The organism is Streptococcus rifensis (genome assembly GCF_053203525.1).
In genome coordinates, this window is record NZ_JBRUCW010000004.1 from 1 (window position 1) to 21,289 (window position 21,289).

General features: G+C 38.0%; 17 protein-coding genes, 1 tRNA gene and 2 pseudogenes. 2 read left to right on the forward strand and 18 right to left on the reverse strand.

What is annotated here, in order from left to right; translation table 11 throughout:
- Positions 1-766 precede the first annotated feature (766 nt).
- The 5 genes and pseudogenes from ACVRYP_RS03170 to ACVRYP_RS03190 all read right to left on the reverse strand — a co-directional run bounded on the left by ACVRYP_RS03170 (position 767) and on the right by ACVRYP_RS03190 (position 6,415).
- A complete protein-coding gene (locus ACVRYP_RS03170) occupies positions 767-1,042 on the reverse strand; it encodes a hypothetical protein (protein ID WP_447467330.1) in 276 nt (91 codons plus the stop codon).
- A 148-nt stretch (positions 1,043-1,190) separates the two neighbouring features.
- Positions 1,191-1,913 (reverse strand): hypothetical protein, encoded by a 723-nt coding sequence (locus ACVRYP_RS03175; protein WP_447467331.1) that lies wholly within the window; start codon positions 1,911-1,913, stop codon positions 1,191-1,193.
- Position 1,914: 1 nt separating this feature from the next.
- Positions 1,915-4,689 (reverse strand): AAA family ATPase, encoded by a 2,775-nt coding sequence (locus ACVRYP_RS03180; RefSeq protein WP_447467332.1) that lies wholly within the window; start codon positions 4,687-4,689, stop codon positions 1,915-1,917.
- A 63-nt stretch (positions 4,690-4,752) separates the two neighbouring features.
- A complete protein-coding gene (locus tag ACVRYP_RS03185; RefSeq protein ID WP_447467333.1) occupies positions 4,753-5,214 on the reverse strand; it encodes a hypothetical protein in 462 nt (153 codons plus the stop codon).
- 247 nt (positions 5,215-5,461) lie between these two features.
- Positions 5,462-6,415, reverse strand: a pseudogene (locus ACVRYP_RS03190) (IS30 family transposase).
- A gap of 593 nt (positions 6,416-7,008) precedes the next feature.
- Here ACVRYP_RS03190 and ACVRYP_RS03195 point away from each other — a divergent pair.
- Positions 7,009-8,112: pseudogene (locus ACVRYP_RS03195) on the forward strand (IS3 family transposase).
- 343 nt (positions 8,113-8,455) lie between these two features.
- Here the strand turns inward: ACVRYP_RS03195 and ACVRYP_RS03200 are convergent.
- The 12 genes from ACVRYP_RS03200 to ACVRYP_RS03255 all read right to left on the reverse strand — a co-directional run bounded on the left by ACVRYP_RS03200 (position 8,456) and on the right by ACVRYP_RS03255 (position 17,963).
- Entirely contained in the window at positions 8,456-9,337 is an 882-nt protein-coding gene (locus ACVRYP_RS03200) for a class II fructose-bisphosphate aldolase (protein ID WP_447467334.1), read from the reverse strand.
- Between the two features lie 864 nt (positions 9,338-10,201).
- Positions 10,202-10,287, reverse strand: a tRNA-Leu gene (locus tag ACVRYP_RS03205).
- Between the two features lie 166 nt (positions 10,288-10,453).
- Positions 10,454-10,591 carry a 50S ribosomal protein L34 gene (gene rpmH, locus ACVRYP_RS03210; RefSeq protein ID WP_083903309.1) on the reverse strand — a complete coding sequence of 46 codons (138 nt, stop codon included), beginning with the start codon at positions 10,589-10,591 and terminating at the stop codon, positions 10,454-10,456.
- Positions 10,592-10,846: 255 nt separating this feature from the next.
- Positions 10,847-11,179 carry a hypothetical protein gene (locus ACVRYP_RS03215; protein ID WP_447467335.1) on the reverse strand — a complete coding sequence of 111 codons (333 nt, stop codon included), beginning with the start codon at positions 11,177-11,179 and terminating at the stop codon, positions 10,847-10,849.
- A gap of 127 nt (positions 11,180-11,306) precedes the next feature.
- On the reverse strand, positions 11,307-11,990 hold the full coding sequence (locus ACVRYP_RS03220) for a cation:proton antiporter regulatory subunit (protein WP_447467336.1): 684 nt from the start codon (positions 11,988-11,990) through the stop codon (positions 11,307-11,309).
- Positions 11,991-12,219: 229 nt separating this feature from the next.
- Positions 12,220-12,465, reverse strand: coding sequence for a GlsB/YeaQ/YmgE family stress response membrane protein (locus tag ACVRYP_RS03225; protein ID WP_447467337.1), 246 nt, complete (start codon positions 12,463-12,465; stop codon positions 12,220-12,222).
- Between the two features lie 93 nt (positions 12,466-12,558).
- On the reverse strand, positions 12,559-12,804 hold the full coding sequence (locus ACVRYP_RS03230; RefSeq protein WP_447467338.1) for a GlsB/YeaQ/YmgE family stress response membrane protein: 246 nt from the start codon (positions 12,802-12,804) through the stop codon (positions 12,559-12,561).
- Between the two features lie 251 nt (positions 12,805-13,055).
- A complete protein-coding gene (jag, locus tag ACVRYP_RS03235; protein WP_447467339.1) occupies positions 13,056-14,033 on the reverse strand; it encodes an RNA-binding cell elongation regulator Jag/EloR in 978 nt (325 codons plus the stop codon).
- 18 nt (positions 14,034-14,051) lie between these two features.
- On the reverse strand, positions 14,052-14,876 hold the full coding sequence (locus ACVRYP_RS03240) for a YidC/Oxa1 family membrane protein insertase (protein ID WP_447467340.1): 825 nt from the start codon (positions 14,874-14,876) through the stop codon (positions 14,052-14,054).
- The gene (gene rnpA, locus ACVRYP_RS03245) at positions 14,860-15,231 is read right to left on the reverse strand and encodes a ribonuclease P protein component (RefSeq protein WP_447467341.1); all 372 of its coding nucleotides are present in this window, start codon (positions 15,229-15,231) and stop codon (positions 14,860-14,862) included. The genes ACVRYP_RS03240 and rnpA overlap by 17 nt, the downstream gene beginning before the upstream one ends.
- A gap of 94 nt (positions 15,232-15,325) precedes the next feature.
- Positions 15,326-16,726, reverse strand: coding sequence for an argininosuccinate lyase (argH, locus tag ACVRYP_RS03250; RefSeq protein ID WP_447467342.1), 1,401 nt, complete (start codon positions 16,724-16,726; stop codon positions 15,326-15,328).
- Positions 16,727-16,757: 31 nt separating this feature from the next.
- On the reverse strand, positions 16,758-17,963 hold the full coding sequence (locus ACVRYP_RS03255) for an argininosuccinate synthase (protein WP_447467343.1): 1,206 nt from the start codon (positions 17,961-17,963) through the stop codon (positions 16,758-16,760).
- Between the two features lie 211 nt (positions 17,964-18,174).
- Between ACVRYP_RS03255 and ACVRYP_RS03260 the strand changes: the two genes are divergently transcribed.
- Positions 18,175-18,993 carry a transporter substrate-binding domain-containing protein gene (locus ACVRYP_RS03260; RefSeq protein ID WP_447467344.1) on the forward strand — a complete coding sequence of 273 codons (819 nt, stop codon included), beginning with the start codon at positions 18,175-18,177 and terminating at the stop codon, positions 18,991-18,993.
- An 84-nt stretch (positions 18,994-19,077) separates the two neighbouring features.
- On the opposite strand, the gene ACVRYP_RS03265 is transcribed toward ACVRYP_RS03260, so the two are convergent.
- Positions 19,078-21,243: a PTS transporter subunit IIBC gene (locus tag ACVRYP_RS03265; protein WP_447467345.1), complete on the reverse strand. Its 2,166-nt coding sequence runs from the start codon at positions 21,241-21,243 to the stop codon at positions 19,078-19,080.
- Positions 21,244-21,289: the final 46 nt, after the last annotated feature.

Genomic DNA, 21,289 nt, shown 5'->3' on the forward strand with positions numbered 1-21,289 from the left:
ATATCTGGCTGAGAAAGAAAATCTTACCCAACCACATACTAGTATAAACTATGTCTCAACAAAATAACAGTGGTTTTGACACAAATAAGACCTAGTTTTGCGGGACATTTTCATTTTCGATTGACAGGACATTTGCTCTTTTATTTTAAATTTTTCCGAAGATAATGAGGGACATTCTTTAAAAGCCTTTCATTTTAAAATTTTGTATTTACATCATCACAACTCAAAAGGCTCCAAACTCTCTGTGGTAAAATGGGGGCCAAATCATACTAAAAAGGCTTATCCTTGCGGATAAGCCTTGATTTAATCATGTTTATGAGGAGGTTATGCTTTGTTTGCTGATTTTGTTAGAATAACTCTGGATGCTTCCTTATGCGCCTGAAAACCTGGTTTTAAAAGAGTTAAAATAATCGTAACATTGAACTTTTATACTAATATTCCTTATACTTCATTAAAAACTGTGGCAAATTCGTGGCAAAGATTAAAGGAGCACTCATTTCATTTTTTAAGTCCTAATTCCAATCTCTACAATTTAATCTATTGAAAAGAGCTATATTACTAAAAGGTAGACAGAAGTGTAATATTAACTATCATTTCAATCATTTTAAATTCTAATTTATTTGATTTTAGAAACGGAAATATTTTTTGCTACGATTAAGTAAGAAGGAATGTTCTACTGGACCACTATTTATTCAAAGAAGTATTCAATAAACGATTCAAATCAGTATACTTTAATTGCGATAATACTAATATGCTAACTCATCAATCAAAACATAGATTTCTCATAAGCCTTTCTTGCTCTTTTTCTTGCAATCTTTGCCTTGACTTTATCTTCTTTTAATCCGGTTCTTCTTGCTATTTTATCTAAATATTCTGCCTCACTCTTTAATTCATCAGCATACCTTACTTTGTCTATCTTCTCGAGCCTGTAATAAACCCTATCTCTAAAACGAGGATTCAGTTCATCATAAACCTTTGTTGAGATATTATTAGAAATGTCTCTATAAATATCATCAGTAGAATTTCCAACCTTCTTAGACACAAATCTGCCTACTCTGATAAAAAACTTAAATGGCGAGAGAATATATTTCAATTTTGGTTTTTTGATAAATTTAGAAAAATTTTTAGACTTAGATAATAATAAAATAACAATGATTATACCAAACAAAATAGAAATGTTCGTTAAAATTTCACTTATTAGACGTTGCATTTTCTTTCCTCAAAAATTTATACGCCAACAGTATTAGCGTAATGGGTGCCATTATAATAAACGCCACTCTGATTAATGAATAAAATAACAGTTTAAAACCAAGCAACAAAGCTACTGTTTTAAGATTATTTGTAAATAAGAATTTTAAATCTGCAGTTAAAAGATTGTGTACTAAAGGTTCTTTATCAACGAAGTATTTAGCTACCATCTCAATTAAAGGAAGCGACAAAAACATCAAAACAACATAAGCAGGGTAGTAGTTAAGGATCCCGAAGAAAAATAACGACCAGGCTAAATTACTAAACCAAAAAACGCGATCAAAATTTAAAAGGCCAATTTTTTTCTTATCCAGTTCTTCTTCTGTTGTCTCTTCAGCAGTATCATATTCAAATTGTTTTTTTTCTAACTCATCATTAATGTACTTATTTTTTTCATTTGCTGATGTCGCAAATTTTTTATTTAACGTCTCATCTTGTGAAACAAACTCATCATCATCCGGTTGCGGTGGTGGCACGAAGTCGTCATCGTCTAGTTGCGGTGGTGCCACGAAGTCGTCATCGTCTAGTTGCGGTGGTGCCACGAAGTCGTCATCGTCTAGTTGCGGTGGTGCCACGAAGTCGTCATCGTCTAGTTGCGGTGGTGCCACGAAGTCGTCATCACTAGTATCATATCTGTTCTTTTGTTGTTTTCTATTAATATCCATTTCATCCCTCTAGTGTCTTAATAATGTCGTTATCTGAAATAACATCATAATCAGCTTCTTCGAATTCTATCAGTCTAGCAGATTGTATCCGTAGGAGTTTTTCATTAATGTTTCTAATCCATCTTCCGTTACTATTATCATCACTACGACTATATGAATCTATAACCATTTGCCGGTATAAAGATTCATTCAGTTTATACCCTTCTAATCCCATTAAACCAATCTGAACTATTTCATCTGGTGTATAATCTTCAAAATTAAATACCGTTGGGATTCTACTCTTTAGGCCCGAGTTGATTTGCAAGAATTCGTCCATCTCTTTTGTATATCCTGCAAATACAATGACAATATCTCTACGATGGTCTTCCATAAACTTCAAAATTTCTTCAATCGCTTCCTTACCAAAATCATTACCACCTGAACTACCTAGTGTATAGGCCTCATCAATAAAGAGAACACCTCCAAGAGCAGACTCGAGGACTTCTCTGGTTTTAATAGCTGTTTGTCCCACATATCCTGCTACTAAGTCGCTTCTACTCACTTCAATAAATTTCTTTTGGCTAATTATTCCCTTTTGATAGAGAACTTCTCCAATAATACGAGCTACAGTGGTTTTCCCCGTTCCTGGATTTCCCAAAAATAGAGAATGCAGTGTGAAATCACTGACTCGCATTCCTATTGATTCTTTCTTTTGATTCGCTTCTACTTGATAAATAAATTCTTGAACTTGACGTTTAACATTATTAATGCCAATTAAATCGTTCAAGCGCTCCATGCTATCATCCTTAGCACTGTCACCTTCATTATTTTTAAATTCTCCTTGATTTAGAACTATATCAATATCGATATTTGAAATAGTTTCTACATCCGCATCTTTGAGCTTCACAGCACGACTCAACTTGCTTTTTATTAACTCATCGTTAAAATTCCGAATCCATCTCCCATTTGATTTATCTAAGCTACGGCTATAACTCTTGGCAACCTGTTTAGAATAATAGTCTTCATCTTCTAATTTAAATTGATCATTATAAAACAGTTGTTTTCCTAACTGAACGATTTCATCAGATGAAAAATCCTCGAAAATAAAACGATTTGGCAATCTGGAAACTAGTCCTGGATTTGTCCTTAAAAATTCCTCCATCTCCTTTGTATAACCCGCGAAAATAATCATAATTTCATCGCGATAGTCTTCCATATATTTCATGATTGTATTAATAGCTTCTTGGCCAAAATTCACACTACCACTTTTGTTCAGAGTATATGCTTCATCTACAAATAAGATTCCGCCTCTAGCTTGATCTAAAAAGGATTTAGTTTGAATTGCAGTGCCTCCCACATTTTGAGAAATTAAATCTGATTCACTTACTTCTATAAACTTAAATTCTTCGCCAGATAAAACGCCGTTCTCGAATAATAATTTTCCTAACATTCGAGCCACGGTAGTTTTCCCTGTCCCCGGATTCCCCATGAATACCGAATTCAATATCTGCTGTTTTGGTTTCAGTCCCTTACTAACTCGTAGATTGTTGGCTTTAACTTGATTGATCATATCTTCAATCTGCCGTTTAACGCTGGACAAACCTATTAGGTTATCAAATTCTTCAAATTCAGTACCTTCATCGTTCCTGATTTTTTCATTATTATCAATTTTTTCTTGCTGGTCTGAAGCATAATTTTCTTCCCCATAGATAACTTGGGAATCTGGTGAAACATCAAATAGTTCATCTTCAATTATTTCCTGGTAACATAAAATGGAATTATAATAAAAAAATGAATTATCATGAATTTTAAAATTGGGAGTCTTTGCATTTATAATTCTTATATCTTCAGCAATTAAAGTGGAATTTTCTTTTATCATGATATCTGTATATTCTTCGGGACCATAATAGCATGTTAATTCCCCTTTGGCATTAACATAGGATTCGCTTTCTACAGATAATTGACTAATATTGTCATTATTTAAAAAACCTACAGACTCTTGTAACATTAAGGATGTTTCTGTTCCAGTAGAGATAATCTTAGATCTGTCTGCTAAAATAATACCATATGACTCATCTTGTTGATAAACAGTAACACATTTGGTCGATATGAAACTATTATTTATACCAATCGCGGAATATTTTCTAGAGTCGTAGTTTTGGTTGAAAATTTCTGAATCAGCTATAAAAATTTTTGAATGATTTGACCCATTAATCCCATTTAAATAGTTAGTTGTAATTTCTGAATTGGTTATATTCAACGTACTAGATAAATTAATTAGCAATCTACACATTTTGATATCTGAATCGTTAATATTTATTATAGAATTGTTTTGACAATATAGATAGCCTGCATGACCATTATATATATCTACATTATTTAAATGTAAAGCAGATTGGTCTGAGACCCTTATATACATCCTGTCATCTAGATTATTATTTTCGGTTTGATTGTTAGCATATTGGGATGAATTAATAGTCAATTGCGATTTATTTATCACATTTATCAAAGATTGGTTCCTGTTAGTAATAAGATGAAGTCTTTCAATGGTCACATCTGACTCATTATCTATAGTAAGTCTCCCTTCCAAATAAATCTTATTCTTAGATTTGCCATATTTATCCATGGAGTTTCCACCTATTAACTTTATATTTTTATCTATTACAAAGTCTATATCCACTGGTATGTTAAGTGAGAAATCATCATCAAATACTAGACTATCTCCATCTTGAGCGATTTCATACGCACGGTTAAAAGTCCATGTGTCAGAACTAGTTCCTATTTTGTATCTTGCCAAAACTTTCTCCTTTTTCTCCTATCTCTGCAACTTCATCTAAATAACTTTATCTCAACAATATTTTTACTCTTTATCATCAGAAACATTTAAAATACTTAAATCATATGCCCATTTTTCTAATCTAAACTCATTAAATATCTCGTCTCTTACATTGACATGGTTAACTATCTCATTATAAAAATCGATAACGATACGATCACCGGGGTTATTTGCATTAAATGCTTTCAGATTTGAAATTTTCAGTTCTAAGAGCTTCGTCATATATGTTATATATATATTAGAATCAAAATCTCCTTCAAGAACTCTCATATGTCCTTGCCTATCTCTGATTTTTAGATAAACCGTTGAAGATGCGGTACCTAAATAATCTATTAAAAAAGCAATATCTTGGTCTGCTGTCCTGAATAGTCCATTTAATTGTTCATTAACCCAGTCGTATTCATCAAGGGTTATTTCATAAACTACTTTATCACCTATACTGTCAGGTAAGAAAACCAAATCCTCATAACTATATTTTTGTAGCATACAGTTCTCCTTAGAAATTTTAAAAATTTTAGATGAAAAAAAACATCTCAAAAATCAAGCATTACCAAAAACGTACACCAAGAAACCCCATATACGCTTTTAATATCCGATTTTTAAGCTGTCTACACAACTTTCTCTTTACTTATTATTTAAAATAATAACATAAAAATTCATTAAAATCAACGTTTTCAATAATTTTTATTTAAGATTAAAGTAGTAATTTTAAAGGCTAAATTTCAAGTAGAAGTTAGCCATTTTCAAGAAACTGTGCAGGAGACAAATAGTTCAGAATTTTCTTAGGATAATGATTGATCCAATTTTCGATGAAAGCGACCTGTTTCTGGGTCGTTTTCTTAGTTCCTTTAGGCAACCATCGTCTAATGAGCCGATTATGGTTCTCATTGGTCCCTCTTTCCCAAGAGGCGTAGGGATGGGCATAGTAAAGATGGTCTTCTGGAAATACCTCCGCTAAGCTATCGAATTCCTTACCATTATCAGCTGTTATTGACTTAATCGTCCAGTTGTTAAGGATCTCCACAATGGCATTGTTCACAGATTTACTAGTTTTATCAGGTAATAATCGAATGATTTGATGGCGACTTCTGCGGTCTGTCAATGTTAGTAAGCAATGATTTTTCGCTTTGGTTAAGAGCACTGTGTCAATCTCATAATGTCCACTTTCTAACCGTAAGTTGATAGTTTCCGGTCTCTTCTCAATGGATTGCCCAGCAGGTTTGAAGTGAGGACTCGCTTTTTTCGTTACCGTTTTTGGGTTTCTAGGGTATAACATGTCATTTACGGTTAGACCGAGATGTCCCTTATGAATCCAATAGTAGATGGTTGAAACAGGCACAGGAATTCCCTTTGTTTTGACCATCATTTCAGGAGACCATTTCTCCTTGATATAGTGGACAATCGACTCCTTAGTTTCCTGAGCAATTGACACCTTGCGAACAGAGGCTTTTCTATTGTATTCGTAGTCAAGTTGCGCATAGCCTGCTGAATAGGTTTTCTCGAACTTGCCTTTACGAACTTGTTTCAGGATAGTTCCTCGTTTGATTTCATTATGAATGGTTTGTGGCGCTTTTCAAAGTAGTTCGGCTATTTGTCGATTGGATTTGCCGTCACGATTCCACCGTTCAATCAAATAACGCTCAGTGATTGTCAAGTGCTTGCCTTTTAGTGTATAATGATGTTGCATCTCAGGGAGCCTTTCTAATGTGTTTGTGGTGAACTACATTATATCTCTCTGAGGTGTTTTTGTATACTTTTTCTCAACTAGAAAGTGGCTAACTTCATTTTAGAACTTTCGAAACATAGTAGGAATTAAACGTATATCCGCTAACATTTCATAATTTATTCTACAATTAAAAATAACATGGGAGACTATAATCAGTAGTTTTAAAGATTAAATCTTCTGAAGTATGGAAATGTTCAAATTGGTCAAGCCACTTAATAAAAGATCAATACCGTTATCTATAGCTTGCTATATAGATACTAACTAAACTAAGAGTACTATATGTTTAAATGAACATCAAAATATGATCTAATTACTTTAAAATACAATTAATTAAATATTTGTTCTGTAAAAAGTTAATTATAAGATAAAGATATTTTTGGTAATTAGATCAAATGTAAAATGTTCTAATTTATTAAAAATAATTTTGAAGAAAGACTTACTTGAATAATAAGATTAATTACTTATAAAATGGTAAAATATAAACAATGAATCGGTTACACTAAACTAGACAGTCTTATAAAGTGTTCTACACTAAAGAAAACAGGAGAAACAATATGTCTAGAAAAATACGCCGTCATTTTACGGATGACTTTAAACAACAAATCGTTGACCTTCACACTGCAGGGATGAAACGAAGTGCGCTGATCAAAGAATATGATTTAACCCCCTCGACCTTTGACAAGTGGGTGAGACAAGCTAAAACAACGGGATCCTTCAAATCAATTGATAATCTTACCGATGAACAGCGGGAGCTGATTGCCCTTAGAAAGCGAAACAAAGAACTTGAAATGCAGCTAGACATCCTAAAGCAAGCGGCGGTGATTATGGCACAAAAAGAGAAATAATCACTGCTAACAAAGACAAGTACAGCATTTCAGCCATGTGTCGTTGGTTGGATCTCCCTCGTTCCAGCTATTACTACAAAGCTACAGAGTCAGTATCTGAAGCTGATCTTAAAGAAAGGGTGAACAGATTTTTCTTGAAAGCAAATCACGATACGGGGCTCGAAAGATCAAGCAATGTCTGGCTACAGACGGAATTACCCTATCTCGCCGTCGTATTCGTCGCATAATGAAGCGTTTAAATCTCGTATCGGTTTACCAGCAGGCTAGCTTCAAGCCACACTCTAAAGGGAAAAACGAAGCTCCTATTCCAAATCGCTTAGCAAGACAATTCCACCAAGAAAAACCGCTGGAAGCGATTGTGACAGATTTGACCTATGTCCGTGTTGGTCAGCGTTGGGCTCATGTTTGCTGGATGATTGACCTCTTTAATCGTGAAATTATTGGTTTATCAGTCGGTTGGCAGAAGACTGCAGAACTTGTCAAACAAGCCATTCAAAGCATTCCTTATGCTTTAACGAAGGTCCATCTTTTTCATTCTGACCGTGGTAAGGAGTTTGATAATCAGCTGATTGATGAAGTGTTAGGAGCCTTTGGCATCACCCGTTCGCTAAGTCAAGCTGGCTGTCGTATGACAATGCGGTAGCTGAGAGCACCTATCGCTCCTTTAAACTGGAGTTTATTCATCAAGAAACCTTTCAGACACTTGAAGAACTAACCCTGAAAACCAAGGACTATGTCCACTGGTGGAATCATCACCGCATCCACGGGAGTCTCAATTACCAAACACCCATGGCTAGGCGAGTTATTGCTTAACAAAAACACTTTATAAAAATTGTACAGAAAAGTGTTGCCTTTTCAAGTTTTAATAAACATATCTCCACACATATTTTCAGGCACACTCATATAAGCTTCCTTGCATAACAGGAGTCCCGCTCGAAGCTATCCAAGATCGAGTAGGCCATAATAGAGGTAGTCGAGTAACTAATATATACCTTCATGTAACTCAAAAAACAAAAGATACAATCACTCCTTTGATAGATTCATTGACTCAATAATGAGTTATTAAAGGTTATTCTGTGGCAAATTGGGGGCAAAATCATACTAAAAAGGCTTATCCTTACGGATAAGCCTTGATTTAATCATGTTTATGAGGAGGTTATGCTTTGTTTGCTGAACCGAAGACATCGATACGGTCTTCAACAGCATCCTGAACGGCTTTAATACCTGGTGCCAAAAATTTACGTGGGTCGAAAAGTTTTTTCTTGTCGTAACCAGCTTCGTCAGCATCATAAGCACGAGAGAATTCACGTGTCGCGTTAGCAAAAGCGATTTGACCTTCCGTGTTAACGTTAACTTTAGCCACACCGAGACGGATAGCTTCTTGGATTTGATCGTCAGGAATACCTGAACCACCGTGCAATACGATTGGGAATCCTGGAACTGCTTCAGTTAATTTCTTCAAGTGATCAAGGTCAAGGCCTTCCCAGTTTTCCGGGTAAGGACCGTGGATATTACCGATACCAGCAGCCAAGAAATCAATACCTGTTTCAACCATAGCAATAGCATCTTCGATTGGTGCCAATTCACCTTTACCAACGATACCGTCTTCTTCACCACCGATAGTACCTACTTCAGCTTCTACTGAGATACCTTTAGAGTGAGCCAATTCAACGACTTCACGCGCTTTTGCAAGGTTTTCTTCAACTGGAAGATGTGAACCATCAAACATAATTGAAGTGTAACCAGCTTCGATACACTCAAGAGAGTCTTCATAGTGACCATGGTCAAGGTGAATCGCAACAGGAACTGTAATGTTCATTGACTCAACCAAGTTAGCGATCAAGTTACGAGCAACTTTGTAACCGCCCATATACTTAGCAGCACCCATAGAAGTTTGGATAAGAACTGGCGCTTTCTTGCTTTCCGCTGCACGCAAAATCGCTTGAGTCCACTCAAGGTTGTTTGTGTTAAACCCACCAACAGCATAACCGTTTTCACGAGCTGCTTTGACAAATTTTTCTGCTGAAACTAATGGCATTTTAATAGCCTCCTATTATTTTTTGGGGAACCCCCATACAAGTTCATTTTATCACTTTTTCAATGAAATTGCTAGTTAAATTTGAATATCCTGTAAATTTTCATCCATATTTACACTTCGGAATTCGAAGCCTGTACTTTCTTTTAAAAATATCTGGTCACTAAAAACATCAAAGCACTTATAAGGACTATACTAACATAGGTCATAAGTGTATAATTTTATAAGGATCCGTCGATTTCCAATAAGAAGAAAACAGTAGCTCTCTCGTTCGGTTGTTAGGCCTATAGTTAAATACTCGAGCAAAATAAGCGAGGTCGAGATTAATGTCACTAGATTTACCATATAGCATCGCTCTATAAATGGGCCGTCAAAAGCAACTAGACAACTGATGACACAAATAATAGTTGATAATGTACTAAAAGAAAAATGTCGAAGAGATTCTGATTCAAGTGGCAGCTGGAAAATCTCAGCTAAACATCTGCGATACATACCATAGAGATAGACAGCCAGCATTATTCCTCCAACAGTCAGTATCACAGCTAATAACAAGCCGAGCATGCCTTCAAATAATTCTTGGTAGGCATTTTACCTCTTTATACCTCTATAGATATGTGTCATAAGTCGGTAGAAAAAATAAATCATCTAAGATAGAAAAGTAAACTGCATCATTCATACAGACAAATATGGCACGAGACCAATATGCACAATGTCTTTGGTTTCTATATAAGATAAAAAAACAACGATAAGTTGAAAGAAAATAATCCAACCAATCTTGTGCTTAGGTGCTCCTTTTTGAGACATACCATCACTCTTTTCTGTTGTAAACATAAAAAAATAGTTGCCTCAGCAACTACTTTACCTCTCTGCGGAAAGGGGGACTTGAACCCCCACAGCCTAAAGCGGCCACAGGATCCTTAGTCCTGCGCGTCTGCCAATTCCGCCATTTCCGCTAACAACAGAATCTATTCTAACAGGTCTCCATCTAATTGTCAATACTTTTATTTCATTTTCTAGTAAGTCATCTTCATATTTAGCCAAATGTTATTTTTTTAATATACAAAAAAAATTGTAAAAAACCAATAGGCTCGAGTTCCTATTGGTTTAAATGTATCTATTTTAAGAAACCGCTAATACTTTACGGCCTTTACGGCGACGAGCTGCTAATACGCGACGTCCGTTTTTTGTAGACATGCGGTTGCGGAAACCATGTTTGCGAGCACGACGGATTTTACTTGGTTGAAATGTACGTTTCACGGTGAATACCTCCTCTAGAATTTTCGTATTCGTTTAGCCGGCTATTTTGATCAGTTACTAAACATACTTAATCATTCTATCGGAAAGTCTATCATTTGTCAAGTTACCTGGCTAAAATTTTAATCTGAGAACTTGGATGCAATTCCTTAGGTGCCCCTATTTTGAGAGAAACTAAAATAACTTCTTACAAAAATTTTTCTGGTTAAGCAGGTAAAAAGAGGCTGAGCAAATGCTTGGCCTCTGGAGTTGGTTGGCTTATTTATTTTGAAGATACTTTCTAAAATCTTCAAGTTTTTCCTCAACCAGATTAATAACATCATCAATATTGGTTTGAGCTTTCTCAGAAGAAGTTGTAACTTTTTCTGAGACATTTTCACTAACGTTACCAGCTTCATCAACGATAGAATCTGTGACATCTTTCAAACTTTCTGTCGCTGTATTGACATGGTTAGAAGCAGTTTTTAACACATCATCCTTAACATTACCGATTTTTTTCTTTTGCTCTGGCGTTAGCCGTAAGTATGCAAGGGAAGCTGCTGTTGCTAGCAAGCCTAACCCGAACAAAACATTGCTTTTCTTTTTAGTCATGGTAAGCCTCTTTTCTAATGCCCCTTATTTTTTTGTAGGGGTATCATCATCTTTCAACATTTGACGGATTAACTGGATTGCCGGCAATGCTACACTAACTAATTTTACAACATCCATAATTTTAATTTTACGTCTGGCCATAATGAGCCTCCTTTTCGTTCATTTCTGATAGCGATTGGTCAAAAAGTACTCCCATTTGTTCCTGTGACTCCTCATTACCTACAAAGTAGAGCACGTCTCCTTGTTTAGGAATAAGTTTAGGATCAGGAGAAATTTTTAAGGTCTCATCTCGTGCTAAAGCAACAATGGTTGCACCACTATTTTGCCAAATATTTCGTTTATTCAATGAAACATTTGGCTCCTTCAATGGCTTATTCAAGACCAAACGATACAGTTGGAGGGCAAAATGCCCCCGCGATTTCTTAGTTTGTTGGAACAACTCTTCCAGTGCTTGTTCCAGTTTTTTCATTTCAAGTCTTTGTGACTCAAGTTTATCTTCAATATCTTGTCTTATAATAGCCAGGGAGTGTTCTTGCTCATAGCTTTGAACAAACGCCAGTGCCTTGTCCTGAGAAGTGATCCATACACCACTACCTTGTTTTGTTGTCACAATTTTGTGATCAGCTAAGATATTAATCCCTTTTCGAACGGTCTCTGGAGAAACATGAAAGAGAGAAGCAAGAGTTGTCCGTGATTTAATCTTTTGGCCAACTTTATAATCTCCTGTAGCAATTTTTTTAGCTACTGCAACTGCAATTTTTTGATAGGTTGCAATATTCCCCCAACTCCTACGCTGAACGGATTGATTCATAGCTAACACCTTCTCACTTTTATATCAAATTATATCAAACGTACAATAAACTACCTCTTTTTAATTGAATTTTGTTTATTTAAATATAAATGACTATCTAACTACCAATTATATAATGAAAAAGTAGGTCAGGTAAGGCAATCTGCCATTCCTTACCTACTTTATATCACTTGACTTGAAATCTTTTTAAAGATTAACGATAATCTTCTAAAACTAAACTTTCTTATTTTTACTTACTGCGTCCCAAAACAAAGGATACAACTAAGACTACGATAACCGCACCTAGTATTGATGGAACAAGTGCCATACCTGCTAAAGCAGGTCCCCATGTTCCAAACAATGATTGACCTAGGGCAGATCCAACAAGACCTGCTACGATGTTAGCAATCCAGCCCATAGAGCCTCCTTTATTTGTCAAGGCTCCTGCAATCACTCCAATAAGTGCTCCGACGATTAGTGACCATAATAAACCCATAATGAGTTCCTCTCTTTCTTTTTCAGTACATTTATTTTTTGATGTTATTTCTGAACCACTTTAAACACTTTATTTCACGAGGTTCATGATATCTTACTTGCTACGTCCCAAGACAAAGGATACGACAATAACTACGATAACCGCACCTAGTATGGATGGAACAAGTGCCATACCTGCTAAAGCCGGTCCCCATGTTCCAAACAATGATTGACCAACCGCTGATCCAACAAGACCTGCTACAATGTTAGCAATCCAACCCATAGAGCCACCTTTATTTGTCAAGGCTCCTGCAATCACTCCAATAAGTGCTCCGACGATTAGTGACCATAATAAACCCATAATGAGTTCCTCCCTTTCTGATGCTGTGCATCTGCTTAAAAATTTTCTAGAAATAAGTAGTTGTATGTAGAACCACTTATTTCTAAAGTGACCACACTTATTTATTTCTATGTTGTTAGTTTACCTTATTTTTCAAAAAAATGCAAGTGGAAACGCTCAAATTTTTGAAAAAAGTTTAAATTTTGTTTCTAAGTTTCTACAACTATAGAAAAAAAGTGAACCTGAGACAGTCATCTCAAGTTCGCTTTTTTTTAGATATCTTGACCGTCAATGTCAATCACAACATAACGATGTGGTTCGTTTCCTTCGGAATAAGAAGTTACGCCATTGATTTTTGAAACAATGCGGTGAATCATTTTACGCTCATTATTTGACATAGGATCCGTATGATAGGCTGATCCTGTTTCCAAGACTTTATCAATAACCTTTTGAGCATAACCTTGGAGAACCTCTGCCCGATGCTCTGCATAGTCATTAACGTTGACCGTAATATAGAAGTTTCTAGCATAATTATTATAGATATAATTTTGTGCCAGTAATTGCAGTGATTTCAAAACCTTTCCATGATAGCCTATAACACGGCCAGGCTCATTCGTTTCTACTTGAACACTAATAGACCGATGGCTATGGGTCACTTCTAATTCAGCCTCAACGTCCATCCCGTCTATGATTGTCTGGAGATAGCTGGCAACTTCACTAGCCACTGTCTCCACCTTATATGAAGGTTCTGTGGAAATCTGTTCTACTAGCTCAGAGCTATCTTGTTCCGAATCTGATGCTTCTTGAATCGTGGAATCCGAAGTAGCTTGCTTATCAACTTCTTGTAAAATGGCTGTCTGTCCAGATTCTTCAAGTATGGTAGTTGCAGGCTTGTCATTTTTCAAAATTTGAACCTTGACGTCCTCATCGACCAACTCCCCTTCTTGCTCGGCTTTTTTGACAGCAGCCACTACTCGGCTGAGGTCACGTGTCTCTTCGCTGACACTCTTAACAGGGGCATTTTTTTGGTTAACTTCATCAGGAACACCACGAACAGCCTGCTGATCAGCTTTCTGAACAGTTGTTTCTTTAATAGCCTCTACTTTTACTTGAGCTGGTTTTTTACCAATCCCAAGGAAACCTTTTTTCTCACGCGCAACAACAGTGATATGAGCCTTATGACGTGGAATCTGCAGTTCCTTTAATCCGGCTTGAATCGCTTCTTCTACTGTACTTCCTGTGAATAACATAAGAATTCTCCTAGCTTATTATTTTCTTTTTTTCAATGCTTTTTTCTGGGCACGACGAATCTTAGCCTGACGTTCTTTTTCTTCTCGACGTTTTTCTTCCCGCTCTGCTATGATCTTAAAAGGATTATTAAAGAGCAATGTCTGGAACACTTGGTAAGCATTGCTGACGGTCCAGTATAAGGCTACCCCACTGGATGCCGAAACAGCAAAGAAGAAAATCATGATCGGGAATCCGTAGGTCATGATTGACATCATACCGTTTTTCTCTAATTGAGCCTTGCTCATCAACCAAGAACTCAGAAAAGTAAGGATTGCCGCTAACACTGGAAGGACGTAAGTCGGATCTTGCTCACTAAGATTGAGCCAGAGAAAATGACCTGTCCTTAAGAACTCTACGCGGCTGAGGGCTTGAAATAGCGCCATCAATATTGGGAGTTGGATAAGGGTCGGAATCATCGAAGCCATTGGGTTAACTCCAGCTTCCTTGTAAAGGCGCTGTGTTTCCTCGTTTAGAAGAGTCATGTCTTCTCGGCTAGGATACTTTTCCTTTAATTCTTTTAATTGCGGTTGAAGCTCCTGCATTTTTCGACTAGATGCAATCTGCATCTTGGATAAAGGCAACAGTATGGTCCGAATTAAAATGGTAAAGAGAATAATACCGATTCCGATACTACCACCAAAGCTTAAAAAGCGAATGGCTTCAGCAAAATAATAAACAAATTGGCTCCAAAAACCTGTTGATTCACTCGTAATCATTGATTGATTGGCTGGGGTCTGCGCACATGCGGATAAAAAGAGGGCGCTTCCTGCCAATAAACTCATTCGCTCAGTCGTTCGTTTCAAAGTCTCTTCCTTCTCGTTCTTCTTGTTGGTATAAATGGGCCAGTTTTAAAACATGCAACAGATTCTTCTCAATCTCTTGATAATCCAAGTCTTCAACCCCTTTTCGGGCGATCAGGACAAAATCCTCAGCCTTTATTTGTTGGCGGTGCGTAATCAAAACATGTCTCATCAGGCGTTTAATTCGATTTCTCACAACCGCATTGCCTAGTTTTTTACTGACTGATAAGCCTACGCGAAAATGATTTTGCTCCTTCTCTAAATGGTAAAGAACAAACTTTCGATTGGCAACGTTTTGTCCTTGCTTGAAAATAGCGGAAAAATCTTTTTCACGTTTGACACGATAACTCTTCTTCAAAAGATCCTCCATCTGACAATTACCTTATCATTATATCACATTTTACAAAAAAGCCAAGATTCCTTACAAATTCTTGACTTTTTCTTCTATTTTTTTACTTTTTTTCAACATCTTGCGCTAAATCCTCTTTCGCCAGAGAAATTTGCCAACGGACTTGGTCAAAACCTGTCCCTCCGATCGATTGACGGCGTTGGACAGCTGTTTTGCTAGCTAGCACATCATAGATATCCTTCTCAATCAAGGGCGAAATCGCTTGGTAGTCTTCCAAAGAAACATCTTGCAAGAAATGTCCTGCCTTACTGCATTCTAGGACTAACTTACCAACTATTTCATGGGCCTGTCTAAACGGTAGCCCTTTATCAGCCAGATAATCTGCTAGTTCTGTGGCATTTGAAAAGTCTTGTTCTGTCGACTTAGCCATTTTTTCCGTATTAACGGTCATGCTAGACAACATGCCTGCAAGGATATCAATGGCAACGGTTATCGTCTCAGCTGTGTCGAACATTCCTTCTTTATCTTCTTGAAGGTCCTTGTTATAGGCAAGTGGCAAGGATTTCATAACGGTCAAAAGACCAAAGAGATTCCCATAGACACGTCCCGTCTTCCCTCTGATAAGCTCCGCCATGTCAGGGTTTTTCTTTTGAGGCATGATAGAAGATCCAGTTGAAAAAGTATCAGATAAAGTCACAAACTGGTATTCATGGCTACACCAGGAAATGATTTCTTCACAGAGCCTAGACATGTGCATCATGAGCAAACTGCCATTGCTTAGAAACTCTAGGATGAAATCCCGATCACTCACCGCATCCAGCGAATTACGATAGAGGCTTTCAAATCCCATTAAATCACTGGTTTCTTGACGATCAATAGGAAAGGTTGTTCCAGCCAAGGCAGCTGCGCCTAAGGGAGATAGGTCAGCATGCTTTTGGTTAAATGCAAACCGTTCACTATCGCGCTTAAACATGCTGTAATAAGCCATCAGATGGTGACCAAAGGAAATTGGTTGGGCATGCTGAAGATGAGTATAGCCCGGCATAATCGTTTCAACATGGTCTTCGGCTACCGAAACCAGAACTTCTTGAAGACGCCCCAATTTTTCGAGCACTTCTGAAAGCTTGTCTTTAAGGTAGAGGTGCATGTCTGTCGCCACCTGATCGTTACGGGAACGAGCCGTGTGGAGCTTGCCTGCCACCGGACCGATTTCAGCTGTTAGCAAGGACTCGATGTTCATGTGGATGTCTTCGTTACTAACATCAAAGACCAACTGTCCTTGGTCGTATTTTGCTAACAGAGACTTCAAACCACCCTTTATTTGGTCGACCTCATCTGCTGGTAAAATGCCTGTTGACCCCAACATGGTCACATGGGCGATTGAGCCGAGAATATCATATTTTGCTAGTTTTTGATCAAAGCGAATAGAAGCTCCAAATTCTTCTACCCAGTCTTCCAGACTCGCTTCAAAACGCCCACCCCAAAGTTTTTGGTTTGATGTCATTGTTTCTCCTTAGTTTATGCCAGTATTCTTATTATGATTTTGTTAACGGGTTACCATTGATCTCAGCGTTAACCTTTGTCGGTAAGCCCCAAAGTTTGGTAAAGCCAACAGCAGCATCCTGATCAAAGGTATCTGCGCTCGTGTAGGTCGCTAAGTTTTCGTCATAGAGTGAATTAGGTGACTTTCTAGCCACAACCTTAGCAGAGCCCTTGTATAATTTTACCTTAGCCGTTCCATTCACAACTTCTTGGGTCTGTTTGATATAGCTAATCAATGCTTGTGTCGCTGGGTTAAACCAAAGCGCATTGTAAATGAGGTTAGACAACTCATTTTCAACAATCGGTTTGAAATGCGACAATTCACGTACCAAGGTCAAATCTTCGATTTCTTTATGAGCAGCAAGAAGGGTAACCGCTCCTGGGCATTCGTAAATTTCACGCGATTTGATACCAACCAAGCGGTTTTCAACATGGTCAATCCGTCCCACACCGTGTTTACCTGCTAGAACATTCAGCTCCTGAATTAAATCAGCCAATTTGTAGGCTTTCCCATCTAAGGCTACAGGGACACCTTTTTCAAAGGTAATCTCAACATATTCTGGTTGATCAGGTGCGGTTTCTGGAGAATTGGTAATCCCAAAAGCGTCTTCAGGAGCTTCATTCCAAGGATTTTCCAAAACACCACACTCATTGGCCCGTCCCCATAGGTTTTGGTCTACGGAATACGGAGAATCTAAATTAGCCGGTACTGGCACGTTGTTTTCTTTGGCATAAGCAATCTCTTCTTCACGAGACCATTTCCATTCACGAACTGGTGCAACTACCTTCAGGTCCGGCGCCATAGCCGCAATCGCGACTTCGAAACGCACTTGATCATTCCCCTTACCGGTACATCCATGAGCAATGGTTGTGGCTCCTACCTTATGCGCCACTTCAACCAACTTTTTGGCAATAATTGGACGGCTTAACGCCGAAACTAGTGGGTATTTTTGTTCATACATGGCATGGGCTTGAAGCGCTGGAAGGACATACTCTTCTGCAAACTCATCTTTAACATCCAGGACATGAGATTCCACCGCTCCTACAGCTAAGGCTTTATCATGGATAAACTCTAAATCTTTTCCTTCACCAACGTCCATACAAACGGCAACGACGTTATATTTTTCTTTTAGCCAAGCAATCGCGACTGATGTGTCCAATCCTCCTGAATAGGCTAAAACAACTGTTTCTTTCGACATAAAAATTTCTCCCTTATTCTAAACAATGCTATGCATTAAATTGCTATATGCAGTATTTTAGTGAATAATTATGCTTTTGTCAACTGTTTTATGTTATATTTTTTAGTTTTTCAATTATTATTTAGAATAAATTTTCAAAAATAACTTGACAAGTGTATATTTAAACTTTATAATGCATATCTATACACAATATTTTTTAGGAGGAATGGACATGACATTCAAGAAAATGATTTTAGGAGTTGTCGCTGCAGCTACTACTCTAACATTAGCAGCGTGTGGCGGAGCCACATCATCTGAAACGGACTTAGCAGATACGATTACTGAAAAAGGCAAAATCGTTGTTGCCATGAACCCTGAGTTCGCACCGTTTGAATTCGAAACACTAGTAGATGGAAAAAATACCATTGTTGGTTCAGATGTAGAGTTGGCTCAAGCGATTGCTGATGAGCTTGGTGTGAACTTGGAGTTATCTCCAATGAGTTTTGATAACGTTCTTGGTAGCCTGCAATCCGGTAAAGCCGACATTGCGATTTCTGGTATTTCTGCAACAGCGGAACGGGCTAAGGTCTATGATTTCTCAGACGCTTACTACACTGCTAAAAACGTGGTCATCGTCCAAGAAGGGGCTGCTGGTGAATTGACAACTGTTGATAGCTTTGCTGGAAAATCCATCGCTGTGCAAAAAGGCTCTGTTCAAGAAGCGGTTGCCAAAGAACAATTACCGGATGCTAAAATTGTCTCTCTCACTTCTAACGGCAACATGATTGCAGAATTGGTAGCAGGTAAAGTTGATGCGGTTATCTTAGAAGAACCGATTGCTAAAGGGTATATCGCCAACAATGCTGGCATTACCTTGTCAACATTGGAGCTAGATTCTTCTGAGACAGACGCATATGCAGTTGCCCTTCCTAAAGGAAACGAAAAGCTATTAGAAGCCGTTAACAAGGTTGTCAAAGAACTCGTCGACTCTGGTCAGTATGATCAATACGTCCAAGAAGCTTACGACTTATCAACGGGTGAGACAGAATAAGTTACTATTTCTTTGCCTCTATAGAATATAAAAAATTGCTTGCTAGAAATAGCAGGCAATTTTTACTTTTTTAGAGACTGTCTGTTACAAATGAACAGTTGTCATTAGCGTTTTAGGGCTAACTTGTCCAAGATTTTGGTGAATAACATCTTGAATTTCAGCTGTGTTGGTGTAAACAACAATAACCGTTGTCTCACGACCAGCAGCCTTAATCGCTTCAAAATCTGCCACTAGCAGTAAATCTCCAACTGCTACTCGTTGGCCATCAGAAACTTTGACCGAGAAAGGAGCCCCATTTAGGGCCACTGTATCAATACCAATGTGGATAAGAACCTCTAAACCTTCATCTGTTAAGAGAGCCAGAGCGTGTTTGGATGGGAAGACACTGGTTACGACACCTGATACTGGTGAATAGATATTTCCATTAGCTGGCTCAATCGCATAGCCATCCCCCATCATTTTTTGAGAGAAAACAGGGTCATCGACTTCTGACAGTGAGATCGCTTGACCGTCTGCAACAGCATAAACATCTGTCGCAACACCTTTAAAACTTGATGACGGCATTGCTTCTTTAGCAGTCATTTCAGTTTTTGGAATCGCAACTCCTGAGTCAAGAAGGTCCTGAATATCAGATTTTAGAATGTCTGCTTTTGGACCATAGACAGCTTGAACCCCAGAGTCTTTAACGATTAAGCCCATAGCACCAGCTGCTTTCCAATCTGCTTCAGGGTGTACTTGCTCAACATCCTTAACCGTCACGCGCAAACGTGTCATACAAGCATCAACATCTGAAATGTTGTCGCGTCCCCCTAGAAGATTGATAATTTGAACGACCTGCGATTGAGGATCAGCAGCACCGGCTTCTCCAGTTGGAGCTTCCTCTGCTGATTCAGCATCGTAATTACCGTTTCGACCTGCTGTTGCAAGATTGAATTTTTTAATCATAAAGCTTGCGATAATGTACATGATGACCGCAAAAAGAGCTGACACCCAAACGAAGTTGATTAGATCCATCCCAAGCCCAGCTTTAATAGCCATCGGAGTCCGTGTTAAAAATTCAATATTACCGAAAGAATGTACCCGAAGGTTCACAATATCCGCCATGGCGAAGGCAGCTCCTTGAACCAAGGCATAGACAATATAAAGTGGCAGGGCTGCAAACATAAACATAAACTCTATTGGTTCGGTGACACCTGTCAAGAATACAGCAAGGGCCGAAGAAAGAAACATTCCTTTGTATTTTTTCAACTTGTCCTTGTCAACATTGCGGTACATCGCATAGGTCAAGCCCATCAAAATACCACTTGAACCAATCATTTGACCAACTTTAAAACGAGCTGGAGTGATAGAGCTTAACAAATCATTGTACTGGCCCATGTCTCCTGAATCCTTAATGTTAATCAAATCAGTTACCCAAGCCAACCAAAGAGGGTCCTGTCCAAAGACTTGGCTACCAGCCTGTGAACCGGTCAAAATATCGTATGTTCCACCTAGAGAAGTGTAGTTCATCGGAATGGTTAACATGTGATGCAAACCAAATGGTAAGAGCAACCGTTCGAGCGTTCCATAGACAAATGGTGCTAATATTGGAGCTGTGTCTTGCGAGGTCGCAATCCATTTGCCGAAGTTGTTAATGCCAGTTTGAATCAGTGGCCAGAAAATCGCCAAAATCAAGGCTACTATAACAGACCGCAAAATAACCACAAATGGGACGAACCGTTTCCCATTAAAGAAGGTCAATACATCTGGTAATTTGCGGTAATTGTAGTATTTGTTGTAGGTTGTTGCCCCTACAAAACCAGCAATAATCCCAATGAACACACCCATATTAAGGGCTGGTTGGCCTAAAATATTAATGAAATAGTTGGAAACAGGAATAACGGTGCCAAAAACAGTCTTTACAGTCGCTTCAGGGTCTGATAGCATATCTGTCGTCACACCAAAAAAGTGCCCAGTGATAAGGTTCATCAAGATAAAAGACAAACCGGCCGCAAAAGCCCCTCCAGCACGTTCCTTGGCCCAGCTACCACCGATGGCTAGGGCAAAGAGCAGGTGAAGGTTACCGATTATCCCCCAACCAATTTGGGCGATAATATTCCCAATACGAATTAACAGTTCTGAGTCAGGATTGATTAAGGGAATTGAATTCCCAACACTGACCATTAAACCGGCCGCAGGCATCACTGCTATAACGACCATCAAACATTTCCCGAATTTTTGCCAAAATTCAAAGCTCAATAATTTCTTCATGCTTCCTCCTTCTAAAATGGGGATAGGACATTTTTTCTCCCCTCAC

Bases quoted from the DNA above. Each gene is read 5' to 3' on its own strand.
- ACVRYP_RS03265 (WP_447467345.1), bottom strand. From the start codon at position 21,243: ATGAAGAAATTATTGAGCTTTGAATTTTGGCAAAAATTCGGGAAATGT.
- ACVRYP_RS03230 (WP_447467338.1), bottom strand. From the start codon at position 12,804: ATGGGTTTATTATGGTCACTAATCGTCGGAGCACTTATTGGAGTGATT.
- ACVRYP_RS03175 (WP_447467331.1), bottom strand. From the start codon at position 1,913: ATGGATATTAATAGAAAACAACAAAAGAACAGATATGATACTAGTGAT.
- ACVRYP_RS03225 (WP_447467337.1), bottom strand. From the start codon at position 12,465: ATGGGTTTATTATGGTCACTAATCGTCGGAGCACTTATTGGAGTGATT.
- ACVRYP_RS03255 (WP_447467343.1), bottom strand. From the start codon at position 17,963: ATGTCGAAAGAAACAGTTGTTTTAGCCTATTCAGGAGGATTGGACACA.
- ACVRYP_RS03185 (WP_447467333.1), bottom strand. From the start codon at position 5,214: ATGCTACAAAAATATAGTTATGAGGATTTGGTTTTCTTACCTGACAGT.
- ACVRYP_RS03215 (WP_447467335.1), bottom strand. From the start codon at position 11,179: ATGACTAAAAAGAAAAGCAATGTTTTGTTCGGGTTAGGCTTGCTAGCA.
- argH (WP_447467342.1), bottom strand. From the start codon at position 16,726: ATGACATCAAACCAAAAACTTTGGGGTGGGCGTTTTGAAGCGAGTCTG.
- ACVRYP_RS03200 (WP_447467334.1), bottom strand. From the start codon at position 9,337: ATGCCATTAGTTTCAGCAGAAAAATTTGTCAAAGCAGCTCGTGAAAAC.
- jag (WP_447467339.1), bottom strand. From the start codon at position 14,033: ATGTTATTCACAGGAAGTACAGTAGAAGAAGCGATTCAAGCCGGATTA.
- ACVRYP_RS03220 (WP_447467336.1), bottom strand. From the start codon at position 11,990: ATGAATCAATCCGTTCAGCGTAGGAGTTGGGGGAATATTGCAACCTAT.
- ACVRYP_RS03260 (WP_447467344.1), top strand. From the start codon at position 18,175: ATGACATTCAAGAAAATGATTTTAGGAGTTGTCGCTGCAGCTACTACT.